This is a genomic window from Phytoactinopolyspora halophila, from assembly GCF_003287285.1.
Classification (GTDB): domain Bacteria; phylum Actinomycetota; class Actinomycetes; order Jiangellales; family Jiangellaceae; genus Phytoactinopolyspora_A; species Phytoactinopolyspora_A halophila.
In genome coordinates, this window is the sequence record NZ_QMIG01000010.1 from 104,976 (window position 1) to 125,397 (window position 20,422).

Genomic DNA, 20,422 nt, shown 5'->3' on the forward strand with positions numbered 1-20,422 from the left:
TCACGGTGGGTTCTGACGTCATTATGACGCCCATCACGCCACACAAGCCATGGCGAGGGCCGCCAACACTCAGAGGTCGGCTGCCGACCACACCGTGTCAGTGCCGGTGACGAGCTCGATGCGGGCAGCTGATGCTCCGGGAGCGGGCATGACCCATGTCGCTCCCTCGTCCGGCAGGTGCCAACGCCCCAGTGTGACGGTCTCGCCGTTGTCGAGGCGGGCCCGGCATTCGTAGGTCTTCCCTCCGTAGCCGCCTGCGACGGTGACGACCAGGACCTGTTGCTCGTCGAGATAGCTGAGCGCCGCCGTGCCGACGAGCTCGCCATCCGGCGTCGCCAGCGGTGTTCCCGCGGAGGCGTCGTAGACGCTGGCCGGTGCCTCCTCGTCGGGCGAGTCGACCGCGAGCGTGCCGCCGATTCCGAGAGTGACGCCGAGCGTGCACGCGGCTGCGAGCTGGGCGAGGGTGCGCCGGCGAGGACGGCTCGCCGATCCGCCATGACCGGCGTACTCGGTGTGGACTGCATCCTCCGGGCCGTCAGGGTGGCCGGACGGTGTGGTCGAGGACGTGGTGGATCCGGCCGGGGGCAGCATCGCGGCGAGAACGCCCCGCTCGAAGCCCGGCGGCGGTTCGATCCTCGGTGTGGCAGGAAGGATGTGATCGACGCTCGTGGCAAGCGCGTCGTACTCCCGTTTGCAGGGATGGCATGTCGACAGGTGGTGCACGAGATCGTGTGCCTCGGTAACGGGCAACTCACCCAAGACGAGATCGAGCAGCCTGTCGTCACCTGGATGTTGCTCAGTCATGGTGTTCCTCCAGGAGCTCGCGCATGCGACGCAGGCCGGTGCGGATCCGGGTCTTGGCAGTGCCCAGCGGAATTCCCTCGTGACGGCTCACATCGGCGGCTGGACAGCCGGCGATGACCGCAAGAATGACCGCGCGCGCCTGTTCCGGCGCGAGCTCGTTGAGCCGCCGGATGGCGGCTTCGGCTTCGAGGCGGTGCAGTGTGGTGTCGGTGGGATCCGGGACATTCAGAGTGCCATGAATGAGCCTTTCGAGTGCTTCGCCATCGGTCGGCACGGTCCGCCGCATCCGGACGGCGTCGATGGCGGCATTCCTGGTGATGGTCAACAGCCAGGTCAGGGCCGAGGCACGGCGGGGGTCGAAGGTAGCGGCGGCACGCCAGGCGCGGACGAAGGCTTCCTGACTGACGTCTTCGGCCATTGACGAGTCTCGTGTGATGGACAGGGCCAGGCCGAACACGGCGCTCTGAAACCGGCGCACGAAGGCAGCGGCTGCCAGGTGGTCGCCGAGGGTCAGGCCCTCGACGAGAGCCGCATCGGAGGCGCGGTCGGCGTGGGTGAACATTTGCACATTCGAGAATACGGCTGAATGCGTCGAAGAGATTGCACGATCTCGACAGAGGAGATCATCTTCGCATCGGAAGGGCTCCGATGTGTGCAGTTCTAAACGACTCTATTTCGAGACTGTGAGTGTCCGGAAATATTGCGCATACCAACTTCTGGAACGAGAAGAACTTCAGTCCCCACGGGTGAGCCCGGAACGGCGTAACGGAAGCGTATCGGTTACGCCACGGCTGCATAGAGCGGGAATATTTTGGCGGTTTGTGCGCACTTCGGAGCACTTCACACGGAAGGCGCCCCGCCAGGCCGGAGGCTGACGGGGCGCCTGCGCTTTCAGTGTGGGTCGGCGTACAGGCCGACCCGGCGTTCCGGTGAATTCTGGAGCCGGAACGCCACAATATGGGATCTCAGAGCGGGCGGACCTGATCCGCCTGCGGGCCCTTCGGTCCCTGTGTGATCTCGAACTCGACCCGCTGATTTTCGTCCAGCGTGCGGTAACCATCCTGCTGGATGGCTGTGTAGTGCACGAAGACATCGGCATCGCCGTTGTCTTGCGCGATGAAGCCGAAACCCTTCTCGGCGTTGAACCACTTGACGGTTCCCTGTGCCATGTTCTTTGTCCTCCTAGGGGACGGTATGTGGGGCCGCACCTTACGGCCCCGGCTGCTGCTGCCGTCTCCCGCTACCGTGCTAGGCACAGAGAAGCGAAAAACGCCCGCGCTAACATTCCACGGGCTGTCAAGGACGTGCGAGGAACTGTTACTGCAACCGCGCAAACAGTACCACCTTGTGCCCGCGCCCCGCAGCATACGATGTTCATTCTATTTGTCAAAGGTCCGTTCCCACACGATGAACACGTCGTACCGCAATGCGTGGAATGAAGATCAGAACGTTAGGGAAGTTTCCAGTCCACCGGATCCATACCCCGAGCGCGCAAAATCTCGTTAGCGCGGCTGAACGGCCGAGATCCGAAGAATCCGTTCTGTGCCGACATCGGACTCGGGTGGGGTGATTCGATGCATGGCGTCTCACCGAGCAGGGGGCGCAGGTTGCGCGCGTCGCGGCCCCACAAAATCGCCACGAACGGTTTATCCCGGGCGACCAAAGCACGAATTGCCTGTTCGGTGACCGTTTCCCACCCCTTACCGCGGTGCGATGCTGGCTGCCGAGGTGCCACGGTCAGCGCCCGGTTGAGCAGGAGCACGCCGTGCTCGCTCCAGCGCGTGAGATCCCCGTTGCTGGGCTCGGGAAAGCCGAGATCGTTGGCGTACTCCTGGAAAATGTTGACCAGGCTCGGCGGTAGCGGCGAGACGTCGGGCGCGACGGAGAAGCTGAGGCCCACCGCGTGACCCGGTGTGGGGTAGGGATCCTGGCCCACGATGAGCACCCGCACGTCATCGAACGGCTGGTGAAAGGCCCGCAAGACGTTCTCGCCGGCGGGGAGGTACGAGCGACCGGCTGCGATCTCGGCACGCAGGAACTCACCCATCGCCGCGATCTGCCCTTCGACCGGTTCCAAGGCTCGGGCCCAGCCGGGGTCGACGAGCTCGTGTAGAGGGCGTGCGTCTGCCATGGCGCCTCAGCCTAGAACACGCGCGGTGCGATCCGGGGACGGCACGGCGAAATCGCGGGTGTGATCACGGGGCATGCCGCGAGGTCGAGCTCTCGTCCGGCGATTCTCCGCTCGGAGACCTTTCGCGCCGGACGTCGCCAAGCGCTGCGTTTAGCTGGGGTGGGGCGATGACGAGGGCGGCAACGGCGATGATGAGCGGTATCGGAGCAGTCCAGAGGAGTACGGCGGAGTAGGAACCGGCCACCTGGTGGACGAGCGCGAAGAGCAGCGGTCCGAATGCCGTGGAGCCGACCGATACCGCGACGACGAGCCCGCGGATGGCACCGAGCTGTGCGGTGCCGAAGTAGCGTGGGAACGTCGTCGCCTCCAGCACGCGCATCCCGCCACCGGCGCCCCCGAGCAGCGCTCCGAAGAGCATGGCGGAAATTCCGGGACTGATGCGGGTGCCCCATACCAGGCCGACGGCGAGCATGACCATCATCACGGTGATCAGCCAGCGCGGGCGTACCCGGTCGGCCAGCGCCCCGGTGGCCAGGGTGACCAGGAGCATCGCGATCGTCTGCCACACGAAGTTGCCGGCCGCCTCGGTGGGAGTGAGACCACGCTCGCCGAGAAGGCTGATCTGGTGGAAGTTGACTCCGGTCGACAGGAGCCCGCATGCGGCGACTCCGGCCGCGATGACCCAGAAGTAGGGGGTGCGTGCGGCTTCAGCCCGGCCGGCACCCCACTCGGCCGATTGGCGCGTGCCGTCGTCGCGGGCTGTATCGCCGTCGGGAAGCTGGCCCAGGTCAGCAGGGCGATCCCGCATCCCGAGCAGCGCGATCGGGACGACGATGGCCCAGATGAGAACCCCTTCCACCAGCCACGCGGTGCGCCAGCCCTGGCTGGCGACGAACCCTTCGAGGGCCACGGGGGTCAACGAGATTCCCAGCGCTCCGATCGCGGAGACGATCCCGGTGGCGAATCCGCGCCGCCGGGTGAACCACAGCGCGGCAGCACTGGTGGCGGTCAGGCCGAGCGCCCCTTGGCCGGCGAGCCGGATGCCGGCGAAGCCCACGGTGAGGCCCACGATCTCGCTGACGGCGGCGAGCCCGATGAGCACGGTGCCGAAAACGGCGCCGATGGCTGCCATGGTGCGGCGGATACCGAAGCGGTCGAGGGCGCGACCGACCCACGGTATGGCGGCCGCACCGGTGAGAGTGCCGATCAGGTACGCGGTGGAGATCGCCGAGCGGGAAATCCCGAGCTCGGCGATCATCGGGTCGATGAAGATTGAGACCGCGGCGGTCTGGCCGGGTGCCGTGGCCGCGAGGGCGATCGTCGCGTAGACGACGATGTGCCAGCCGTAGAAGCGATCGGGAGCGCGATATGAGGAGGGGCGATATGAGGACGGGCGGGGCAGGGCGAGTGCAGGCAAGCTTGGCTGCTCCGGGACTGGCTGGTCTGGTGAACCCGCACACCGCGGTGTGTGCTCGGTCTGTGCGGAGACCATGTTACGTCATCGTTATGTCAAGCGAGACGGGAGATGGCGGATATCGCCCCTCGCAGCACCTCTCGTACGCGATGAACGTTCTTCTCGAAGACCTCGAAGACGGTTTCCTGGGTGACGGGCTCCACACCGGGAACGCCTTCCAGCCCCGCGTCGTAGTCGGTGACGAGAGCGACGCCGGCGAACCGAATACCCGCCTCCATGGCCAGGGCGGCTTCGGGGTATTGGGTCATGTTCACCACGTCCCAGCCGTTGGCGCGGTGCCACGCCGACTCCGCTCGGGTGGAGAACCGGGGACCGTTGGTGACGACGACGGTGCCGCTGTCGTGTACCGAAACGCCTGCGGTGGCGGCGGCCTCGACGAGGACGCGGCGCAGCCCGGGATCGTAGGGCTCGGCGAACGGGATGTGCCGTGGCCCGTCGTCGAAGTGATCGTAGAACGTGTCGGCTCGCCCGGTGGTGCGGTCGACGAGCTGGTCGACCACGACGAACTCGCCAGGGCGGATGTCAGGTCGAAGGGAACCCGCCGCAAACGGAGCGAGAAGTGCCCGTACTCCCAGCTGGCGCATGGCGTCGATGTTGGCCCGGTAGTTCACCCGATGCGGCGGTAGCGTGTGGCCGGTGCCGTGCCGTGGCAGAAAGGCGACACGCACGCCGTCGACGGTGCCGATGGTGGCCGGAGCCGAGGGCGTGCCCCATGGCGTATCCAGCTCCACCGATCCGGCATCGTCGAGGAACGTGTAGAAGCCCGAGCCACCGAAAACACCGATCGCAGCATGGGCCGTGGCGGGGATGTCGTCACGGGCCTCGTGCTGGATCTCGTCCTGGCCGGTGTGCGCCGTCCGCGGCTCTCGTGGCTGATCGGTCACGCTGATCCTCCTCGCGTCGGTTGTCATCGCGGATCCCGGCGTGTTCGCCGGGCGGGTGCCGGTCGGTTCGCGCCTTCCGGGTCAGGGAGATGCGCGCAGCTGGGCGCGCATGTCCCTGATGGCCTGAACCGTGCCGCGGACGGTGCCCGTCACTTTACTGTTGCCGATGCGCGGGCGGTACGGAACCGTTCGTTCGACGATTCGCCAGCCGGCATGGCCCGCGCGCAGAACCATCTCCAAGGGCCAGCCCGACCGCCGGTCGGCGATGTCCAGGGCGATGAGCGCCTCCCGCCGGGCGGCGCGCATCGGGCCGATATCGCTGACCCGCGCTCCGCAGTTCCGCTGGACCTGGTGTGCCAGGTACCGGTTGGCAATCCGGACGTGGGGCGGAAGGGCGCCACTCGCGGGCTGCCGCGCGCCGAGTGCGAGATCCGCGGCTCCCGTGGTGATCGGCTCGACGACCACGGGGAGGTCGCGGGGGTCGAGCGAGGCATCGCAGTCGAGGAAGCAGACGACCGGGGCCGTCGCGGCGGTGAGGCCGGCGAAGCACGCCGCGCCGAATCCGCGACGCCCCTCGTGGATCACGCGTGCACCGCAGGCGGCGGCGACGTCCGCCGAGCCGTCACTGGAGCCGTTGTCGACGAGGATCGGGTGGTAGCCGGGCGGTATCCGGCCGAGCACCCACGGTATGGCGTCCCGCTCGTCGAGCACCGGAAGGATCACGTCGATCACGCGTTCACCCCGGGTGTGCTCGATACGAACTCGCGGCGCCCGCCGTTTCGGGTCGCATGCCGATCCCGCTCCGGCCGGCGTGCTGGCGGGCAGCCAGGTGAGCATCGCCGATCGAGTCGACCGCCGTGGCCGTGTGCGAGCCGGGAATGAGCGCCGCGATGGCGCGGGCGTCGTCGGCATCGTCGAGATCGCGCAGCGTGCGCATGGTGCGCACGGTCATCCCCAGCGAGCGCAGCCGTGCGGCCTGTGCCCGAGCGGTGTACTGGCTGCTCATCGGTACGCCATGAAACATCTGGGACAGGACACCGGGATCCCGCTCGCTTGCCGCGATGGCCCACCAGCCGCCGTCTTCGGCCGGTCCCAGGGCCGCGTCGGCGGGTCCGGGCAGAACCGTGGCGAGCGAATCGTGGATCAGCTCGGCGGTGATCTGGGGGGTGTCCATTCCGATCTGGATGCCTGGGCCACCGGCGTGGGCCCAGGCGGCGGCAAGGCGCTCGTTGAGCGAGCCACTGACCTGGTGAACGATCTCGAATCCGGACGGCAACCATGGTCCCGGCTGCCCATCCAGGGCGAGGATGCGCCGGTCGACGTCGCATCGGGCGATGGTCTCCAACGTGTCGGCCAGCGCAGCCGTGGCGATCTCCGTGGCTTCGACGGCCGAGTAGCGGGGGCAGAGCCTGGTCTTGGCGTACCCGGGCACGGGTGCCTTGGCGAGGACAAGAACGTGCGACATGGCCATGACGCTAGGTGTGCACCGCGCCGTCGTTCCTTACGATGCGCGAAAGTCTTCGCCCAGAACGCGACACGGCGTGCCGAGATCAGTCATGGTGTTCCCATGATGGGGAGCAAGGCGTGACCATGAATTCGGATGCTGGCCATTCGGATGCCGGCCCGTCCCGGTATCCGCAGACCGCTCATTCGAATACGGGTCATTCGAATACCGGTTCGCGGGTTCTGGTCATCGACGACGATCCGGCGCTGGCCGACGTCGTCTGCCGCTATCTGCGCCGGGACGGGTTCGCTGTGGATTACGCGACGGACGGCCTCGCGGGTTTGAAAAAGGCGCTGGCCACGCTGCCCGACATCGTCGTGCTTGATCTCATGCTGCCCGGCATGGACGGACTGGAAGTGTGCCGCAGGTTGCGGCAAGTGGCACCGATCCCGGTCGTCATGCTGACGGCGCTGGGCGAGGAGAGTGACCGGATCGCGGGGCTGGAGATCGGCGCCGACGATTACGTCACCAAGCCCTTCTCGCCGCGCGAGCTCGCCGCCCGCGTCCGGGCCGTCCTGCGTCGCGCCGCCGGCGGCGTATCCCACGGCGGCTCCGAGGTGCTCTGCGGCGGAGGCATTGAGATCGACGTTGTCGGACATCAGGTACATCGCCGTGGCGAGCCGGTGTCGTTGACGGCGAAGGAGTTCGATCTCCTGGTCTATCTTCTGGCGCATCCGGGCCGGGCATTCCGCCGTGAGGAGCTGCTTGAGGCCGTGTGGGGCTGGAGTTTCGGTGATACGTCGACGGTGACCGTACACATCCGCCGGCTGCGGGAGAAGGTCGAGGACGACGCCTCGGCTCCCCAGCACCTGAAAACCGTCCGCGGAGTGGGATACCGGTTCGAGCCATGATCAAACGCCCGCTGACGACGTTGGCCATCCTGGCCTCGGCACTGGTCGTCGCCGGAACCATCGCCGTGGCTTCTGGCGTGCCCGTCGACGAGATCCTCGTGCTGCTCGGCGTGACCCTGCTCGCGTCCCTGATCGCCTCCGTCTTCGGCGGTATGGCGTTGCGCATCTTCCGTGGTCGCCCGGTGCGGGTCCAGATGCTGGTGGTCGCGCTCTCGGCAGTGCTGGTGGCCGTCACCGGCGTTGTCGCCGCCGCGTTGGCGATGTTCATCTCGCGGCACGACCTCATGGCGCTGGTGATCGTCCTGGTCGTCTCCACTGGCGTCGCCGTGGGGTCGGCCCTCCAGCTCGGCGACGACATCGACACCGGAACGCGTGAGGTCGGTGATCTCGCCCGCACGATGGTTGGCGACGGCGGAGCCGTCGCCATGGAACGTCCGGCCACGATGACCGGTCCCGGGGAGCTGGTCAAGCTGGCCACGGAGCTTGCCGCCGTCTCGGACAGGCTAGAGGAGTCTCAGCAGCGTGAGCGTGCGCTGGAGGCGTCTCGGCGCGAGCTGATCGCGTGGGTCTCGCACGACTTGCGGGCACCGCTTGCCACGATCCGGGCGATGGCGGAGGCTCTCGACGATGACGTCGTCGACGATCACGAGACGATCGTCACATATCAGCGACAGATCCGCTCCGACGCGGAGCGGCTGACGGAACTGGTCGAGGACCTGTTCGAACTGTCCCGTATCAACAGCGGCGCGGTCCATCTCGGCGCGGAGAAGGCGGGGCTGGCTGACGTTGTGGCTGACGCGGTGGCGGGCACCACGTCGTCGGCGGAGATCGCTGGGGTTGAGCTTGTCGAGCGGATCGGCGAGCTGCCTCCGATCGAGGTCTCGGCTCGGGAGTTCTCCCGAGCTCTGGAGAATGTCCTGGACAACGCCCTGCGGCATACCCCGGGCGGCGGGTCGGTCGTCGTCGAGGCGGGCACCGTGGGCGGGGCCGCCGTGGTCTGCGTTTCCGACGAATGCGGTGGTATCCCGGAAGACGATCTCCCGCGCGTCTTCGATGTCGCGTTTCGCGGCGACGACGCACGCCGGCGCGACGCCCGCGGCGGTGGACTCGGGCTAGCGATCACGCGGGGTCTCGTCGAAGCGCATGCCGGGTCGGTGTCGGTGGCCAACCAGGCTCGCGGTTGCCGTTTCACCATCCGGGTGCCGGATGACGCGACGCAGGCCAGGGAGGCGACGGAGACCGAGCGTGCCGGTGTGCCAGATGGCGATCCGGCGTGGTGAGGCCCGGGACCACATGCGCCGCGCGGGTGCTGTCGCGCGCCGGGTCAGGTCCCGAGCGCGCTGGTGGCCCCGGCTGGACCGGCGAACGGTGCTCGTCCTCGCTGGATGGGCCATCCTCCTCGTCGCCGTCCGGCTGCTGGGACTGTATGTAGCCGCCACTCGTGAGGGGGACCTGAAACTCGGCGCCATCCCGCTGTATGGCACCTGGGACTGGGCGCTGACCTGGGGGTTGCTCGCACCGGTGGTGGCCGGTGCCGGGTTGGTGGCCTGGTTGCCCTGGCTGTGCCGCAGCTGGTCCTGGCGGAGCGTGCTGGCCGCGACCGCCGGTGCGGGCGTGGTGTTCAGCCTCGCACTGGCGCTCGCCGAGACGCACGGCAGCGTGTGGTTGGATATCCACAACAACTACGCGCGCTACATCACGTTCGTCGACGACGCTGGCGTCGGGCCGTTTCTCGACGGCTACACGCAACGCCAGCTCGTCACCGACCAGCCGGTGCATCTGCGATCGCACCCGCCGGGCGTGTTGCTGTTCTTCTGGGCTGCCGCCCGCGTCGGGCTGGACGGTCCGTGGTTCGAGAACGCCACGGCGATGGTGGCCGTGGCGGTGGCGATCGTCGCGGCGCTGGCGATCCTGCGCGACGTCGCCGGTGAACGTCGCGCCCGGGATGCGGCGCCGTTTCTGGTGGCCGCTCCCGCGGCGGTGTGGCACACGAACGCTGACGTCCTTTTCGGCGGGGTGGCCCTGGCCGGTGTCGCATGTCTGATCCTGGCGACCAGCCGGACCAGCGGAACCGGGCGATCGGCGATGCTGTACACGCTGGGCGGTGGGTTGCTGGCGGGCATCGCCCTGCTGCTGTCGTTCGGTGTCGTGTTGCTGGCGATCCCCGTCGTGGTGATCGCCGTGTGGCGGCACCGGCAGGGGTTCCGCGCCGCATGGTGCGTCGTGGCGGGTGGCGTCGTCGCGATCACGGTGGTGTTGCTTCCCGCGGTGTGGGGCTACTGGTGGCTCGACGGGTTCGAGGCGACACGCGAGCGATACCACGGCGGCGTGGCCAGCGTGCGGGGGTACTGGTACTTCGTGCTGGCCAACGTGGCGGTGTTCGCGTTGGCACTCGGGCCGGCGATCGCCGTGGCGCTGGCCCGCCTGCGTGACCTGCGGGTATGGCTCGTTGCCGGATCCGGGCTCGCCGTCGTGGCGGTGGCCGATCTGTCCGGTATGTCGTCCGGCGAGACCGAGCGGATCTGGCAGCCGTTCATGCCGCTGGTGCTGCTCGCCGGTTGCGCTCTGGGGCGAGAACGCCCCCTCGCGGACGTGCGTGGCTGGGTGGCAGTGCAGGTGGTGGTCACCGTGGCGCTTGTCGCGGCGTTGCGGGTGCCGTGGTGAGAGCCGACGACGAGAAGGGATGGGTGCAATGCGCGTGCTGGTGACGGGTGGTGCCGGATTCATCGGCAGCCATGTGGTGGAGCAGCTGGTCGAGCAGGGAGCCGAGGTCGTCGTGCTCGACTCGCTCGCGGCACACGACGCCCCTCCGGAGTACCTGCCGCCCTCGGTGGACATGCGCGTCGCCGACCTGCGTGACGAGGAGGCCGTCCGGCGGGCGGTGGGAGACGTCGACGCCGTGAGCCACCAGGCGGCACGGGTCGGCCTGGGTGTCGATCTCGACGACGTCACGGCCTATGTGGCCGACAACGATGCCGGCACCGCTGTCCTGCTGCGAGCGCTGTGGCGCCGTTCGTTCCGGGGCCGGCTCGTCGTGGCGTCGTCGATGGTGGTGTACGGCGAAGGGCGGTACCGATGCTCGCGCCACGGTGACGTGCTCGCTGGGCCCCGACTGGCCGAAGACCTGGAACTGGGGCGATTCGAGCCGCCGTGCAGCCGCTGTGGTGCCCCGCTGTCCTGGGCGCCGGTCGGCGAGGAAGCGCCAGTCGATCCCCGTAATGTCTACGCCGCGACGAAGGTTCACACGGAGCAGCTCGCCGCCGTCTACGGTCGCGAGAGCGGTTCCCCGGTGTGCGCGTTGCGGTACCATAACGTGTACGGGCCGCGAATGCCCCGGGACACGCCATACGCGGGGGTTGCCAGCATCTTTCGCAGCGCTGTCGAGTCCGGCAGGGCTCCGCGCGTTTTCGAAGACGGCGGGCAGATGCGAGACTTCGTCCACGTCCACGACGTGGCCCGGGCGAACGTGCTCGCGCTGAACTCATCGTGGCAGGGCGCGTGCAATGTCGCCAGTGGACAGCCGCGCAGTGTCCACGACATGGCGCGTGCCCTGAGTGGATGCGGCGAGGGTGCTGATCGGCCGGCGCCCGTCGTCACCGGGGAGTTCCGGCTGGGCGATGTCCGGCATGTGGTCGCGTCGCCGGCGCGGGCCGCCGAAGCGCTCGGTTTCGAGGCCACGATAGGTTTCGAGGAGGGAATGGCTGCATTCCGGAACGTACCGTTGCGCTAGTCTTCATCTTGTTCCTCTAGCATTTTTCTTGGTTCAACTGACCTGACCATCGAGACCGTCCCTGTGAGGGAGATCCTCGTGCGCCTACGCATGCGCCTCTCATCAGGTGATTCCATCTTCTATGACCTCTTCACGGCAGCGGCGCTGAACCTGCGCGACGGTGTGCGGGTGCTCTCGGAGGCGCTGGCCCCCGACGCCGACCGGGCGGCTCTCGTGCCTCGGCTCAAGGACATCGAGCACGCCGGTGATGAGCACACGCATGACATTGTGCGCAGGGTGAACTCCGGAGCGAAGACGCCCTTCCACCGTGATGACATCTATCGTTTGGCCGGCGGGATCGATGACGTCCTCGATGATGTCGAGGCCGCGCTCGATCTCATGGTGTTGTACCGGATCAAGGAAATGCCCACGGGGATCGCGGCCGTCGTCGACGTGCTCGATCGTGCGGCCGATCTCACGGCGGAGGCGATGCCCCGGCTGCGCACCGCGAATGAGCTGACCAAGTACTGGATCGAGATCAACCGGCTGGAGAACGAGGCGGATCAGACCTATCGGCGGTTACTGGCGCACATCTTCTCCGGGGAGTACGACGCGCTCACGGTGCACAAGCTGAAAGACGTGATCGAGATCCTCGAATCGGCGGTCGACGGGTTCGAGCGAGTGGCAAACATCGTGGAGCAGATCGCGCTCAAACAGTGATCCGAGCATGGTGCTCGGGTGAGAAACGTTCAACCGACGAATCCGCTCTCCTCGGTGACCCGGCGCGCCTCGGGCCAGATCGAAGCGAAACGCGACTGCGCCGTCCCGGCGTATGCCAGCTCGAGCTGGCCCAGCGCGTCGAGCGCGGCGCCGAATTCCGGCTTGGCCACCTGTCGTGCCAGGTCGTGGAGGTAAGCACCGGCCTGCACCGCATCCTGGTGTTCGCCGAGCACGTCGGTCAGCCGCTCGGCTTGCCGGGCGCAGGTCCGGGCCGGCTCGCCGAGGGCGGTCGCCGCCGCGTCCGCGGCGTAGCGGCTGCGTTTCGCCCGCAGCCGGACCGCGTGCCAGTCTTCGACGGGCGAGCTCTCACCCAGCTCGTCGGCGTCGGCGCGTAGCCGCTTCCATTCCTTGTTCACCAGGCGCGGGACAACAACACGCGTGGGATCGGCTGCACGGGCGGTCAACGCCGGCCCGTTCGCGGCCGCGACGAGCGATTCGTGCAAGGCGAGATAGCGATCCGAGTCGAGGATCTGCCAGGCGTTCTCCCGAGCGTCGACGATGGCGGTGCCGAGTTCGGCGTCGAGGAGATCACGGAGTGCATCGGTGGAGACCCCGTGCGGAAGGCTGTCGGGGGAGATCTCCGATGCGTGCGCGATGAGCCGCGAGTGCAGCACTTCCTTCTCGCGGAGGGTGCCCAGGCCCCGGGCGAACCAGGCAAGCTCATCACGCAGTCCGCTCGCCCATCCGGACTCGAGGAGGGGACGGAACGTACGCAGGGCGGAACGCAACCGGCGAGCGGCGACCCGCATCTGGTGGACGGGCTCGCCATCGTCGGGATCGCAGCGGAACGCGATGTCGGCGAAACGCAGCGCCCTTACCTGCGCTGCCAGATAGGAAGTCACGGTGTCGCCCGCCGCGTCGTCGAGACCCGGCTCCGGTGGTGCGCCCACCTCGGGTGGTGCGGTAGCGGCCGGACCCAGCGAGCGCACCACCTTGGCGACGAACTCGCCGCTGACGGCTCCAGCGGACGCCAGCGCGTCGGCGACGCGTGCCAGCGCCGGTCCGCCGTCACGTTCTTCGAGCTCGAGCTCGCGGAAGCGTGCGGTGGTCGTCCCGTACGTGTCGAGTACGTGCACCGCGTCGTCGACGAGCTCGGCGACGGCACGTCCGGCATCGTTGCGCAACAGCCATGCGGACCGGTGAGTTCGTAGCGTGGCGGCATGCTGGACGCGTGCATCCCGGAGGATCACCCGCACGACGTGGGTGAGTTCGTCGGGCGGAGCGTCGTCGCCAACCGAGAGCGGCAGGCGTACCTCGGTGCGGACTCCAGGGAAGGCGCGACGCTCGGGAACCTTGAGATGCCACCCCTCGTCATCCCCCGTTCGCCTGCGTAGCGTGATGCCTTCGCGGGCGAGACGCAGATCTGGGGTGTCGAAGTACGCGGATTCCAGGTCCCGGAGCCCGAGCTCCTCCATGTCGGCCACACCGTCGATGGCGCGCAGGTCGGGAAGCTGGAAGAGGCCGTGGATGCGGAACTTCTGCTCCACCTCTCGTGCCGTTTCGGGTCGATGCGTCTGCTGGGAGGTCATGGGTTCGTCCTCCGCCGCTTCCTGCGCTCGATCAGCTCGTGCTGGAGATCGGTCAATGCCTCCCCATCGCTGTCGGTGTGCTTCCTCTCCCACGTTCCGTCGGGCCGCAGGTGCCAGGCCGCGGTGGTGGGGTCAAAGGCGAGGTCGAACAGGGCATCCAGATCCCGCAAGTGTTCCGGGTCGCGGAGCTGGACCATGACCTCGACGCGGCGATCGAGATTGCGATGCATGAAGTCGGCGGAACCGATCCAGCACTCCGGATCACCGCCGTTGTGGAAAGCCATGATGCGGGAGTGCTCGAGGAACCGTCCCAGGATGCTGATCACCCGGATGTTCTCGGAGAGCCCTGGAACACCGGCGCGCAACCCGCAGATGCCGCGGACCCAGATGTCGACGGGAACGCCCGCCCTGGACGCGTCGTACAGGGCGTCGATAATCGCCTCGTCGACCAGCGAATTCAGCTTGAGCCGGATGCGTGCGGGGCGCTGTGCCAGGTGATGCTCGACCTCGCGATGGATCCGCTCGAGTATCCCGGTGCGCAGGGAACGCGGGGCCACCAGGAGCCGCTCGTACTCGGATTCGATCGAATATCCGGAGAGTGAGTTGAACAGGTGATTGGCGTCCTCCGCGACGCCGTCGTCGGCGGTCAGCAGGCCGAGGTCCTCGTAGAGGCGTGCCGTCTTGGGATGGTAGTTGCCCGTTCCGATGTGGGTGTAGCGGCGGATGCCGATCGTCTCATCCCGTACGACGAGGCAGAGCTTGCTGTGGGTCTTCAACCCGACCAAGCCGTACACGACGTGCACACCGGCCTCTTCGAGCTTGCGTGCCCAGGTGATGTTCGCCTGCTCGTCGAATCGCGCCTTGATCTCCACGAGCGCGAGAACCTGCTTTCCCGATTCGGCGGCGTCCACCAGGGCGTCGATGATCGGCGAGTCACCACTGGTGCGGTAAAGCGTCTGCTTGATGGCCAGAACCCGCGGATCGGCGGCGGCCTGTTCGATGAAGCGCTGGACGCTGGTGGAGAACGAGTCGTACGGGTGATGCACCAGAACGTCGCCCTTGGATATGGCCGAGAACATGTCCGCGGGGGCGGCGGATTCGACGTCGGGCAGATCCCGGTGCGTGGCCGGCAGGAAGGGGCGATGTTTCAGTTCGGCGCGGTCGAGCTCGGCGATGCTGCTCAGGCCGGTCAGATCCAGCGGGCCGGGAAGTGAGAACGTCTCGTGCTGGCTCACTCCCAGCTCGCGTTGCAAGAGGTTCAGCACGTGCGCGTCGACGGTCTCCTCCACCTCCAGGCGCACGGCGGGCCCGAAGCGGCGGCGCATCAGTTCGCGTTCCATCGCGGTCAGGAGATTCTCGGCATCGTCCTCTTCCACCTCGACGTCTTCGTTGCGCGTGACCCGGAACATGTGATGTTGCAGGATCTCCATTCCGGGGAAGAGGGACGACAGGTGGATGGCGATCACGTCTTCCAGCGGGACGAAGCGTTGCCCGGCCACGGGCAGGAACCGGGGAACGTTGGAGGGCACCTTGACCCGGGCGAAGTGCTCGGTGTGGGTGTTGGGGTTGCGCACCATCACCGCGAGGTTCAGGGAGAGTCCGGAGATGTACGGGAAGGGGTGCGCCGGGTCGACGGCCAGGGGCGTCAGGACGGGGAAGATCCGTTCCCGGAAGAGGGTGTGCAAGCCGGCCCGCTCGTCGTCGTCGAGATCTTCCCAGTGGGTGATCTCGATACCCTCCTTGACGAGTGCCGGGTGGACGTCGTCGCGAAAGCAGGTGAGGTGGCGCCGCATGAGCTCGTAGGAGTGCTCCAGGGCTCGTTCGAGCACCTCGCGTGGTAGCAGGCCGCTCACGGCGGGCACGGCCACGCCGGCCGCGATGCGGCGTTTCAGACCGGCGACGCGAACCATGAAGAACTCGTCGAGGTTGCTGGAGAAGATGGCGAGGAACCGGACCCGCTCGAGGAGTGGCAAATCCCGGTCTTCTGCCAGTTCCAGTACCCGCGTGTTGAAGGCCAGCCAGGACAGTTCGCGGTCGAGATAGCGCTGCTCTGCCTGCGGCTGGTCTACGGCCATGCCTTCAATGATCCCACGCCACCTCTCTTCAGAATGATCATGTTTGGTAGGTTTTCCCGAGCCGTAAGACGCCTGTAAACATGGTACGGCTCGGAGAAACCTGCCATACATGATCATTCAGGTCATTCGGGTCGGGATAGTCGCGAAATGATCGGAACGGCCACGGGGCGTTCAGCCCGCGCGGTGATAGGCGACGTCGATGCCGTACTGCGTGAACCCGAGCCGTTCGTAGACCCGGCGTGCCGCGGCGTTGTCCCCTTCCACGTACAGCATCAGCTCCTCCACCCCCGGTTGGCTGGCGAGATATCGCAGTCCGGCGGCGGTCAGATACGAGCCGACACCCTGGCCGTGCGCATGTGGCGCGACGCCGAGGACGTACACCTCGCCGACGCGGGTGCCACCGGGCTCGCCCGACGCCGGAGGGTGAATCTTGGTCCAGTGAAATCCGAGCAGCTCACCGGACGCGTCGACGGCGAGAAAGAACCCGGCGGGATCGAACCACGGCTCGGCCTCGGCCTGGTGGAGATCCTCCAGAGTGCGACTGCCCTGTTCGGGATGCGACGCGAAGGCCGCGGCATTGACGCGGAGCCAAGCGTTCTCGTCGTGGCCGGGCTCGAAAGTGCGGACGGTGACGCCGGGCGGCGGCTCGATCGCCGGAACCGGGACGGACGCATCCCGACGGAGCTGCAAGAGTTCGCGTGCCCGGTGGAGACCGTGCCGCCTGGCCAACGTGCGAGCGGCAGGGTGGTCGCCGTGTGACCAGAGCCACAGCTCGCCGTCCACGCGCCGCAGTAGCTCGGCGAGCAACTCGCCGCCGTGCCCCTGGCCCCGCCGCTCGGGGTCGACGAGCAGTTCGGCCGCGCGCCGCTCTCCCTGGTCAGCGACGAATGCGGCGCCGGCGAGCTCTCCATCATCGTCGGCACTGAGCGCGAGCCGGGTCTGGCCCGCGGTGGCCCGGTGCCACAGATCGTCCGCGAAGGGGTCCCGTCCATCGACGGCACGGGCGCGATCAGCCAGTTTCCCGAGCCGCTCGATCGTCTCCGGGTCGAAGTTCGTTCTTTGAAAAATGCTCACCACGGCATCATCGCGCAACGCCGCGTCGAGACGGCATCGGCCTCCGGACCAGTACCGACCTCTGGACCAGCGTCGACCTCTGGCCCAGTGCCGATCGGCACGGGCGGTCACTGATCACAGGCGGCCGGTCCCGGGTTCGCTCAGGCGTCCAGCCGGATCGTGTCGTTGGACGGCGTGGAAAGCGTGTGCGCTCCGGCGGCATCGGCCGGGCGAGGGTCGTCGGGCACGTCGACGCCGGCCGGAGCCGTCGACGAGTTGGTCCGCCGCGGGTTGCGTTGCTGGGGTGGAACGAAGCGGTAGCCGACGTTTCGTACGGTGCCGATCAGGGCCTCGTGCTCGGCGCCGAGCTTGGCACGCAGCCGCCGGACGTGAACGTCGACGGTGCGGGTGCCCCCGAAGTAGTCGTAGCCCCACACCTCCTGCAGGAGCTGCTCGCGGGTGAAGACCCTGCCCTGATGCTGGGCGAGGAACTTCAGCAGCTCGAACTCCTTGTAGGTGAGCTCCAGAGTGCGGCGGCCGACCCGGGCGGAATACGTGGCTTCGTCGATCACGAGCTCGCCGGAACGGATCTCGTTGGGTTCTTTCGACGTCGCGGCCGCGAGCTTGCCCTGGGCGAGCCGGAGCCGGGCTTCGACTTCGGCCGGGCCCGCAGTGTCGAGGAGGACGTCGTCGATGCCCCACTCGGCGGTTACGGCGGCCAGGCCACCTTCGGTGGTGACGACCATCAGCGGGACGTCCACTCCGGTGGTGCGCAGCAGGCGGGTCAGGCTGCGGGCCTGCGAGAGATCGCGGCGGGCGTCGACGAGCACGATGTCGCCGCGTGGCGCGTCGACGAGCGCGGAGCTCTCAGCCGGCATCACTGTCACGTCATGAAGGAGTAGCCCGAGCGCTGGCAGCGTGTCCTCGGCGGACTGCGACGCCTGGCTGAGCAGCACGATCGTTGCCATCTGCGATCTCCTATCGCCTCCGGCCGCAAACACGAAAGGACCTGGGAGCGCCATTGCCCAGGTCCTCACCTCCCAGGAAGGATATCGGACGGAGGCGATGCACGTACAACTGGCACGTGCCGCACCTTTCGACCCGTCGTCGGCGAGCCCGGTCGAGCTGGAGTCGCCTGCGCTGGCCGCCGGATGTGATGAGATGGACGACATGGCTAAGGTGACGCTGCGGTACTGGGCAGCGCTTCGTGCGGCAGCAGGTGTGGCCGAGGAGACGTTCGACGCCACCACCCTGCATGAGGCGCTGGCCGCGGCACGGGCCGAACACGGTGAAGACTCCCGGTTCGCGGCAGTATTGAGCATCTGCACCGCCGTCGTCGACGAGACGCCTGCCGGCTCGCAAGATCCGGTCCTCGTTCCCGTGTCCGAGGGATCCGTTATCGAGTTGCTCCCGCCGTACGCGGGTGGCGGAGGCTGAACGAGGCAGAGCCGCACAGGCTTTCGCACTTCGTAAGGATCACGCCGGGCGTTTCCGTGTTTCAGTCGAATCGACGACGAACCGCGAGAGATCGGGACGCGATCGATGACGGTGGACACGGCGAGCACGGTGGAGCCTCGCGAGCCGCTGGCGAGCTCGCGATCGAGCATCTGGCTGCTGGCTGCGGCCCGAATCGGCGTGGCGCTGATGTGGATCGACAACGCGTCGTGGAAGCGACCACCGGAATTCGGCCGGGGCGAAGAGCCGCGAATGCTCTACGCCTGGACGCTGACGGGCGTGGAACACGAGGTCTTCGCCCCGTATGCGTGGCTGCTGGACAACGTCGTCCTGCCGAACTTCACCTTCTTCGGGTGGGCGGTGCTGATCGTTGAAGCATCGCTCGGCGCCTTCTTGTTCATCGGCCTGCTGACCAGGGCGTGGGCGCTCATCGGCATGGCGCAAACGGCCGTCATCGCGCTGTCGACGCTCAACGCGCCACACGAGTGGTACTGGGCCTACCTGCTGATGTTCCTGGTCCATCTCATGCTGTTCGCCACCGCAGCCGGACGTTATGGGGGATTGGACGGCGTACTGCGCCCGATCTGGCGGCAGGCGGGAAGGCTTACGCCCCTGTTGGAGAAGGCGTCATGAACGAACGTTCCTGTCGCAGGGCGTGCCTGGCGCTGGGATCGGCGTCGGTGGCCAGCGTGGTCTTCGTCGTCGAGGGTCTCGGCGACTTCCGGTTCATGCGGGTGAGCGGAGCCGCGCTGGTGATCGCGCTGGTAGCCGGTGTGCTGGCCATGTCGGCCGGTGGGTTCGCGCGCGCATGGCCGGCTGTCACGGCAGGCATCGGTTTCGTGGGGGCCGCCGTATTCCAGGTGATCTCGGTTGCCATGGGCCGCGACTGGTTGGGCGCCAGCCTCAGTACGGCGTCGTTCTGGCTGGGGCTCGGTGTCGGCCTCATCGTTGTCGGCTGCGCGCTATCCGCCACGCGTACCGGTCACGACGGACGTGCCAGACACGACGGACGAGAGAAGGAAGAGCATGGATCTAGCTAGGGCACTTGAGCCCGTCCTCGACGCCGCGCGCGAGAACGCCAGCGATGTCGACACCAACAGCCGGTTCCCGCACGAAGCGGTTGCCGCCTTGCGGGAAAGCGGCTTGTGCGGTTTGACCGTGCCGTCCGAAGCCGGTGGCATGGGCTGTGGGCCGGAGGAGCTCGTCACGGCGGTCGCCCGGATCGCGGCAGCCTGCGGTTCGACCGCCATGGTCTACCTGATGCACGTCAGCGCCACCATGACAGTGGCCGCGGCGCCACCGAGTGGACAGCCGAAGCTGCTCGAACAGCTCGCTGACGGCACGGCGCTGGGCACGCTGGCGTTCTCCGAAACCGGCTCGCGGTCCCACTTCTGGGCGCCCACGTCCCAGGCTCGTGCCGACGGTGCCACGGTCGAGCTCGCGGCCCCGAAGAGCTTCGTCACGTCTGCGGGGCACGCGGACGTCTACATCGTCTCTACGCTCCAGCCGGCGGCGACGTCCGCTGAGAGCCCGGGTGTGGACATTTACGCCATCCCCGGCGACCGGTCTGGAGTCACGACGGCAGGATCCTGGCAAGGCCTGGGTTTGCGCGGCAACGCATCGGCGCCGATGAGGTTCGAGCTCGAAACCGGCGACGGGGACCGGCTCGGAGCGGCGGGCGGAGGCTTCGCGCTGATGCTCGAGGCCGTGCTGCCCTGGTTCAACCTGGGCAATGCCGCGGTGTCGCTGGGGTTCGCGAAGGCCGCGGTGGACGCTGCTATCCGCCACGCGTCGGGCGCACGGCTGGAGCATCTCGACGAGTCGCTGGCGCAGCTGCCCACCATTCGTGCGCAGCTGTCCCGGATGTCGCTGGATCTCGCCGCGACCGAGGCGTATCTCGGTGCGGCGGCCCGGAGCATCGCTGCGCCGGACGACGCGACGACGCTGCACGTGCTCGGTGCGAAGGCGTACGCCAACGACGCCGCGCTGCGGATCACGGACGCCGCGATGCGGGTGTGTGGTGGCGCCGCCTTCTCCCACCACCTGCAACTGGAACGTTTCTTCAGGGACGCCCGGGCGGGGAGCGTCATGGCCCCCACCGCCGACGTCCTCTATGACCTCTATGGCCGGGCGCTCGCCGGGCTTGCGCTGTTCGAGAACTGAAGGGTTACCT

The 20,422-nt window shown here is 67.7% G+C and carries 21 protein-coding genes; 9 read left to right on the plus strand and 12 right to left on the minus strand.

All coding sequences use genetic code 11. The annotated features are described in order from the left end of the window. Window positions 1-69: 69 nt before the first annotated feature. From DPM12_RS11765 to DPM12_RS11800, 8 genes are all read right to left on the minus strand, one after another. Window positions 70-804: a hypothetical protein gene (locus tag DPM12_RS11765; RefSeq protein WP_112258509.1), complete on the minus strand. Its 735-nt coding sequence runs from the start codon at window positions 802-804 to the stop codon at window positions 70-72. Further along, entirely contained in the window at window positions 797-1,366 is a 570-nt protein-coding gene (locus DPM12_RS11770) for an RNA polymerase sigma factor (RefSeq protein WP_112258510.1), read from the minus strand. Before DPM12_RS11770 ends, DPM12_RS11765 begins: the two co-directional genes overlap by 8 nt. Before the next feature lie 403 nt (window positions 1,367-1,769). Further along, complete coding sequence (locus DPM12_RS11775; RefSeq protein ID WP_112258511.1) at window positions 1,770-1,973, minus strand: cold-shock protein; 204 nt, start codon at window positions 1,971-1,973, stop codon at window positions 1,770-1,772. Window positions 1,974-2,254: 281 nt separating this feature from the next. Beyond that, a complete protein-coding gene (locus DPM12_RS11780; RefSeq protein ID WP_112258512.1) occupies window positions 2,255-2,935 on the minus strand; it encodes a uracil-DNA glycosylase in 681 nt (226 codons plus the stop codon). A gap of 64 nt (window positions 2,936-2,999) precedes the next feature. Then, window positions 3,000-4,352: an MFS transporter gene (locus DPM12_RS11785; protein WP_211658872.1), complete on the minus strand. Its 1,353-nt coding sequence runs from the start codon at window positions 4,350-4,352 to the stop codon at window positions 3,000-3,002. Window positions 4,353-4,444: 92 nt separating this feature from the next. Continuing rightward, complete coding sequence (locus DPM12_RS11790) at window positions 4,445-5,218, minus strand: S-methyl-5'-thioadenosine phosphorylase (protein ID WP_425467590.1); 774 nt, start codon at window positions 5,216-5,218, stop codon at window positions 4,445-4,447. A gap of 156 nt (window positions 5,219-5,374) precedes the next feature. Next, the gene (locus tag DPM12_RS11795; protein WP_342778780.1) at window positions 5,375-6,022 is read right to left on the minus strand and encodes a glycosyltransferase family 2 protein; all 648 of its coding nucleotides are present in this window, start codon (window positions 6,020-6,022) and stop codon (window positions 5,375-5,377) included. Between the two features lie 7 nt (window positions 6,023-6,029). Beyond that, window positions 6,030-6,758, minus strand: coding sequence for a TIGR04282 family arsenosugar biosynthesis glycosyltransferase (locus DPM12_RS11800; protein WP_112258560.1), 729 nt, complete (start codon window positions 6,756-6,758; stop codon window positions 6,030-6,032). Between the two features lie 125 nt (window positions 6,759-6,883). Here DPM12_RS11800 and DPM12_RS11805 point away from each other — a divergent pair, with 125 nt between their 5' ends. From DPM12_RS11805 to DPM12_RS11825, 5 genes are all read left to right on the plus strand, one after another. After that, a complete protein-coding gene (locus DPM12_RS11805) occupies window positions 6,884-7,648 on the plus strand; it encodes a response regulator transcription factor (RefSeq protein ID WP_112258561.1) in 765 nt (254 codons plus the stop codon). Beyond that, on the plus strand, window positions 7,645-8,928 hold the full coding sequence (locus DPM12_RS11810; protein ID WP_112258516.1) for a sensor histidine kinase: 1,284 nt from the start codon (window positions 7,645-7,647) through the stop codon (window positions 8,926-8,928). Before DPM12_RS11805 ends, DPM12_RS11810 begins: the two co-directional genes overlap by 4 nt. Next, complete coding sequence (locus DPM12_RS11815) at window positions 8,894-10,312, plus strand: hypothetical protein (RefSeq protein WP_112258517.1); 1,419 nt, start codon at window positions 8,894-8,896, stop codon at window positions 10,310-10,312. The genes DPM12_RS11810 and DPM12_RS11815 overlap by 35 nt, the downstream gene beginning before the upstream one ends. Before the next feature lie 28 nt (window positions 10,313-10,340). Beyond that, a complete protein-coding gene (locus DPM12_RS11820) occupies window positions 10,341-11,378 on the plus strand; it encodes an NAD-dependent epimerase/dehydratase family protein (RefSeq protein WP_112258518.1) in 1,038 nt (345 codons plus the stop codon). 90 nt (window positions 11,379-11,468) lie between these two features. Further along, window positions 11,469-12,077 carry a DUF47 domain-containing protein gene (locus DPM12_RS11825; RefSeq protein ID WP_112258562.1) on the plus strand — a complete coding sequence of 203 codons (609 nt, stop codon included), beginning with the start codon at window positions 11,469-11,471 and terminating at the stop codon, window positions 12,075-12,077. 29 nt (window positions 12,078-12,106) lie between these two features. Here DPM12_RS11825 and DPM12_RS11830 read toward each other — a convergent pair whose 3' ends face one another. The 4 genes from DPM12_RS11830 to DPM12_RS11845 form a co-directional block, all read right to left on the minus strand. Further along, window positions 12,107-13,666, minus strand: a complete 1,560-nt coding sequence (locus DPM12_RS11830; protein WP_112258519.1) for a CYTH and CHAD domain-containing protein — start codon at window positions 13,664-13,666, stop codon at window positions 12,107-12,109. Continuing rightward, on the minus strand, window positions 13,663-15,741 hold the full coding sequence (locus DPM12_RS11835; protein ID WP_211658881.1) for an RNA degradosome polyphosphate kinase: 2,079 nt from the start codon (window positions 15,739-15,741) through the stop codon (window positions 13,663-13,665). Before DPM12_RS11835 ends, DPM12_RS11830 begins: the two co-directional genes overlap by 4 nt. A 171-nt stretch (window positions 15,742-15,912) precedes the next feature. Continuing rightward, window positions 15,913-16,815: a mycothiol synthase gene (mshD, locus tag DPM12_RS11840; RefSeq protein ID WP_211658887.1), complete on the minus strand. Its 903-nt coding sequence runs from the start codon at window positions 16,813-16,815 to the stop codon at window positions 15,913-15,915. A gap of 140 nt (window positions 16,816-16,955) precedes the next feature. After that, window positions 16,956-17,762, minus strand: a complete 807-nt coding sequence (locus DPM12_RS11845) for a winged helix-turn-helix transcriptional regulator (protein WP_112258522.1) — start codon at window positions 17,760-17,762, stop codon at window positions 16,956-16,958. A 97-nt stretch (window positions 17,763-17,859) separates the two neighbouring features. Between DPM12_RS11845 and DPM12_RS11850 the strand changes: the two genes are divergently transcribed. From DPM12_RS11850 to fadE16, 4 genes are all read left to right on the plus strand, one after another. Beyond that, window positions 17,860-18,231 carry a MoaD/ThiS family protein gene (locus tag DPM12_RS11850; protein ID WP_211658888.1) on the plus strand — a complete coding sequence of 124 codons (372 nt, stop codon included), beginning with the start codon at window positions 17,860-17,862 and terminating at the stop codon, window positions 18,229-18,231. A 105-nt stretch (window positions 18,232-18,336) separates the two neighbouring features. Beyond that, entirely contained in the window at window positions 18,337-18,882 is a 546-nt protein-coding gene (locus DPM12_RS11855; protein WP_112258523.1) for a TQO small subunit DoxD, read from the plus strand. Further along, entirely contained in the window at window positions 18,879-19,289 is a 411-nt protein-coding gene (locus DPM12_RS22815; RefSeq protein WP_123788576.1) for an Rv1678 family membrane protein, read from the plus strand. Before DPM12_RS11855 ends, DPM12_RS22815 begins: the two co-directional genes overlap by 4 nt. Further along, on the plus strand, window positions 19,276-20,412 hold the full coding sequence (gene fadE16, locus DPM12_RS11860; RefSeq protein ID WP_112258524.1) for an Rv1679 family acyl-CoA dehydrogenase: 1,137 nt from the start codon (window positions 19,276-19,278) through the stop codon (window positions 20,410-20,412). Before DPM12_RS22815 ends, fadE16 begins: the two co-directional genes overlap by 14 nt. Window positions 20,413-20,422 lie beyond the last annotated feature (10 nt).

What these genes read in the sequence shown, in the direction of transcription:
- DPM12_RS11805 (WP_112258561.1), top strand. Translation starts at nt 6,884, where the DNA reads ATGAATTCGGATGCTGGCCATTCGGATGCCGGCCCGTCCCGGTATCCG.
- DPM12_RS11830 (WP_112258519.1), bottom strand. Translation starts at nt 13,666, where the DNA reads ATGACCTCCCAGCAGACGCATCGACCCGAAACGGCACGAGAGGTGGAG.
- DPM12_RS22815 (WP_123788576.1), top strand. Translation starts at nt 18,879, where the DNA reads ATGAACGAACGTTCCTGTCGCAGGGCGTGCCTGGCGCTGGGATCGGCG.
- DPM12_RS11835 (WP_211658881.1), bottom strand. Translation starts at nt 15,741, where the DNA reads ATGGCCGTAGACCAGCCGCAGGCAGAGCAGCGCTATCTCGACCGCGAA.
- DPM12_RS11825 (WP_112258562.1), top strand. Translation starts at nt 11,469, where the DNA reads ATGCGCCTCTCATCAGGTGATTCCATCTTCTATGACCTCTTCACGGCA.
- DPM12_RS11845 (WP_112258522.1), bottom strand. Translation starts at nt 17,762, where the DNA reads ATGGCAACGATCGTGCTGCTCAGCCAGGCGTCGCAGTCCGCCGAGGAC.
- DPM12_RS11820 (WP_112258518.1), top strand. Translation starts at nt 10,341, where the DNA reads ATGCGCGTGCTGGTGACGGGTGGTGCCGGATTCATCGGCAGCCATGTG.
- DPM12_RS11780 (WP_112258512.1), bottom strand. Translation starts at nt 2,935, where the DNA reads ATGGCAGACGCACGCCCTCTACACGAGCTCGTCGACCCCGGCTGGGCC.
- DPM12_RS11855 (WP_112258523.1), top strand. Translation starts at nt 18,337, where the DNA reads ATGACGGTGGACACGGCGAGCACGGTGGAGCCTCGCGAGCCGCTGGCG.
- DPM12_RS11775 (WP_112258511.1), bottom strand. Translation starts at nt 1,973, where the DNA reads ATGGCACAGGGAACCGTCAAGTGGTTCAACGCCGAGAAGGGTTTCGGC.
- DPM12_RS11850 (WP_211658888.1), top strand. Translation starts at nt 17,860, where the DNA reads ATGCACGTACAACTGGCACGTGCCGCACCTTTCGACCCGTCGTCGGCG.
- DPM12_RS11810 (WP_112258516.1), top strand. Translation starts at nt 7,645, where the DNA reads ATGATCAAACGCCCGCTGACGACGTTGGCCATCCTGGCCTCGGCACTG.
- DPM12_RS11800 (WP_112258560.1), bottom strand. Translation starts at nt 6,758, where the DNA reads ATGTCGCACGTTCTTGTCCTCGCCAAGGCACCCGTGCCCGGGTACGCC.
- DPM12_RS11765 (WP_112258509.1), bottom strand. Translation starts at nt 804, where the DNA reads ATGACTGAGCAACATCCAGGTGACGACAGGCTGCTCGATCTCGTCTTG.
- fadE16 (WP_112258524.1), top strand. Translation starts at nt 19,276, where the DNA reads ATGGATCTAGCTAGGGCACTTGAGCCCGTCCTCGACGCCGCGCGCGAG.
- DPM12_RS11770 (WP_112258510.1), bottom strand. Translation starts at nt 1,366, where the DNA reads ATGTTCACCCACGCCGACCGCGCCTCCGATGCGGCTCTCGTCGAGGGC.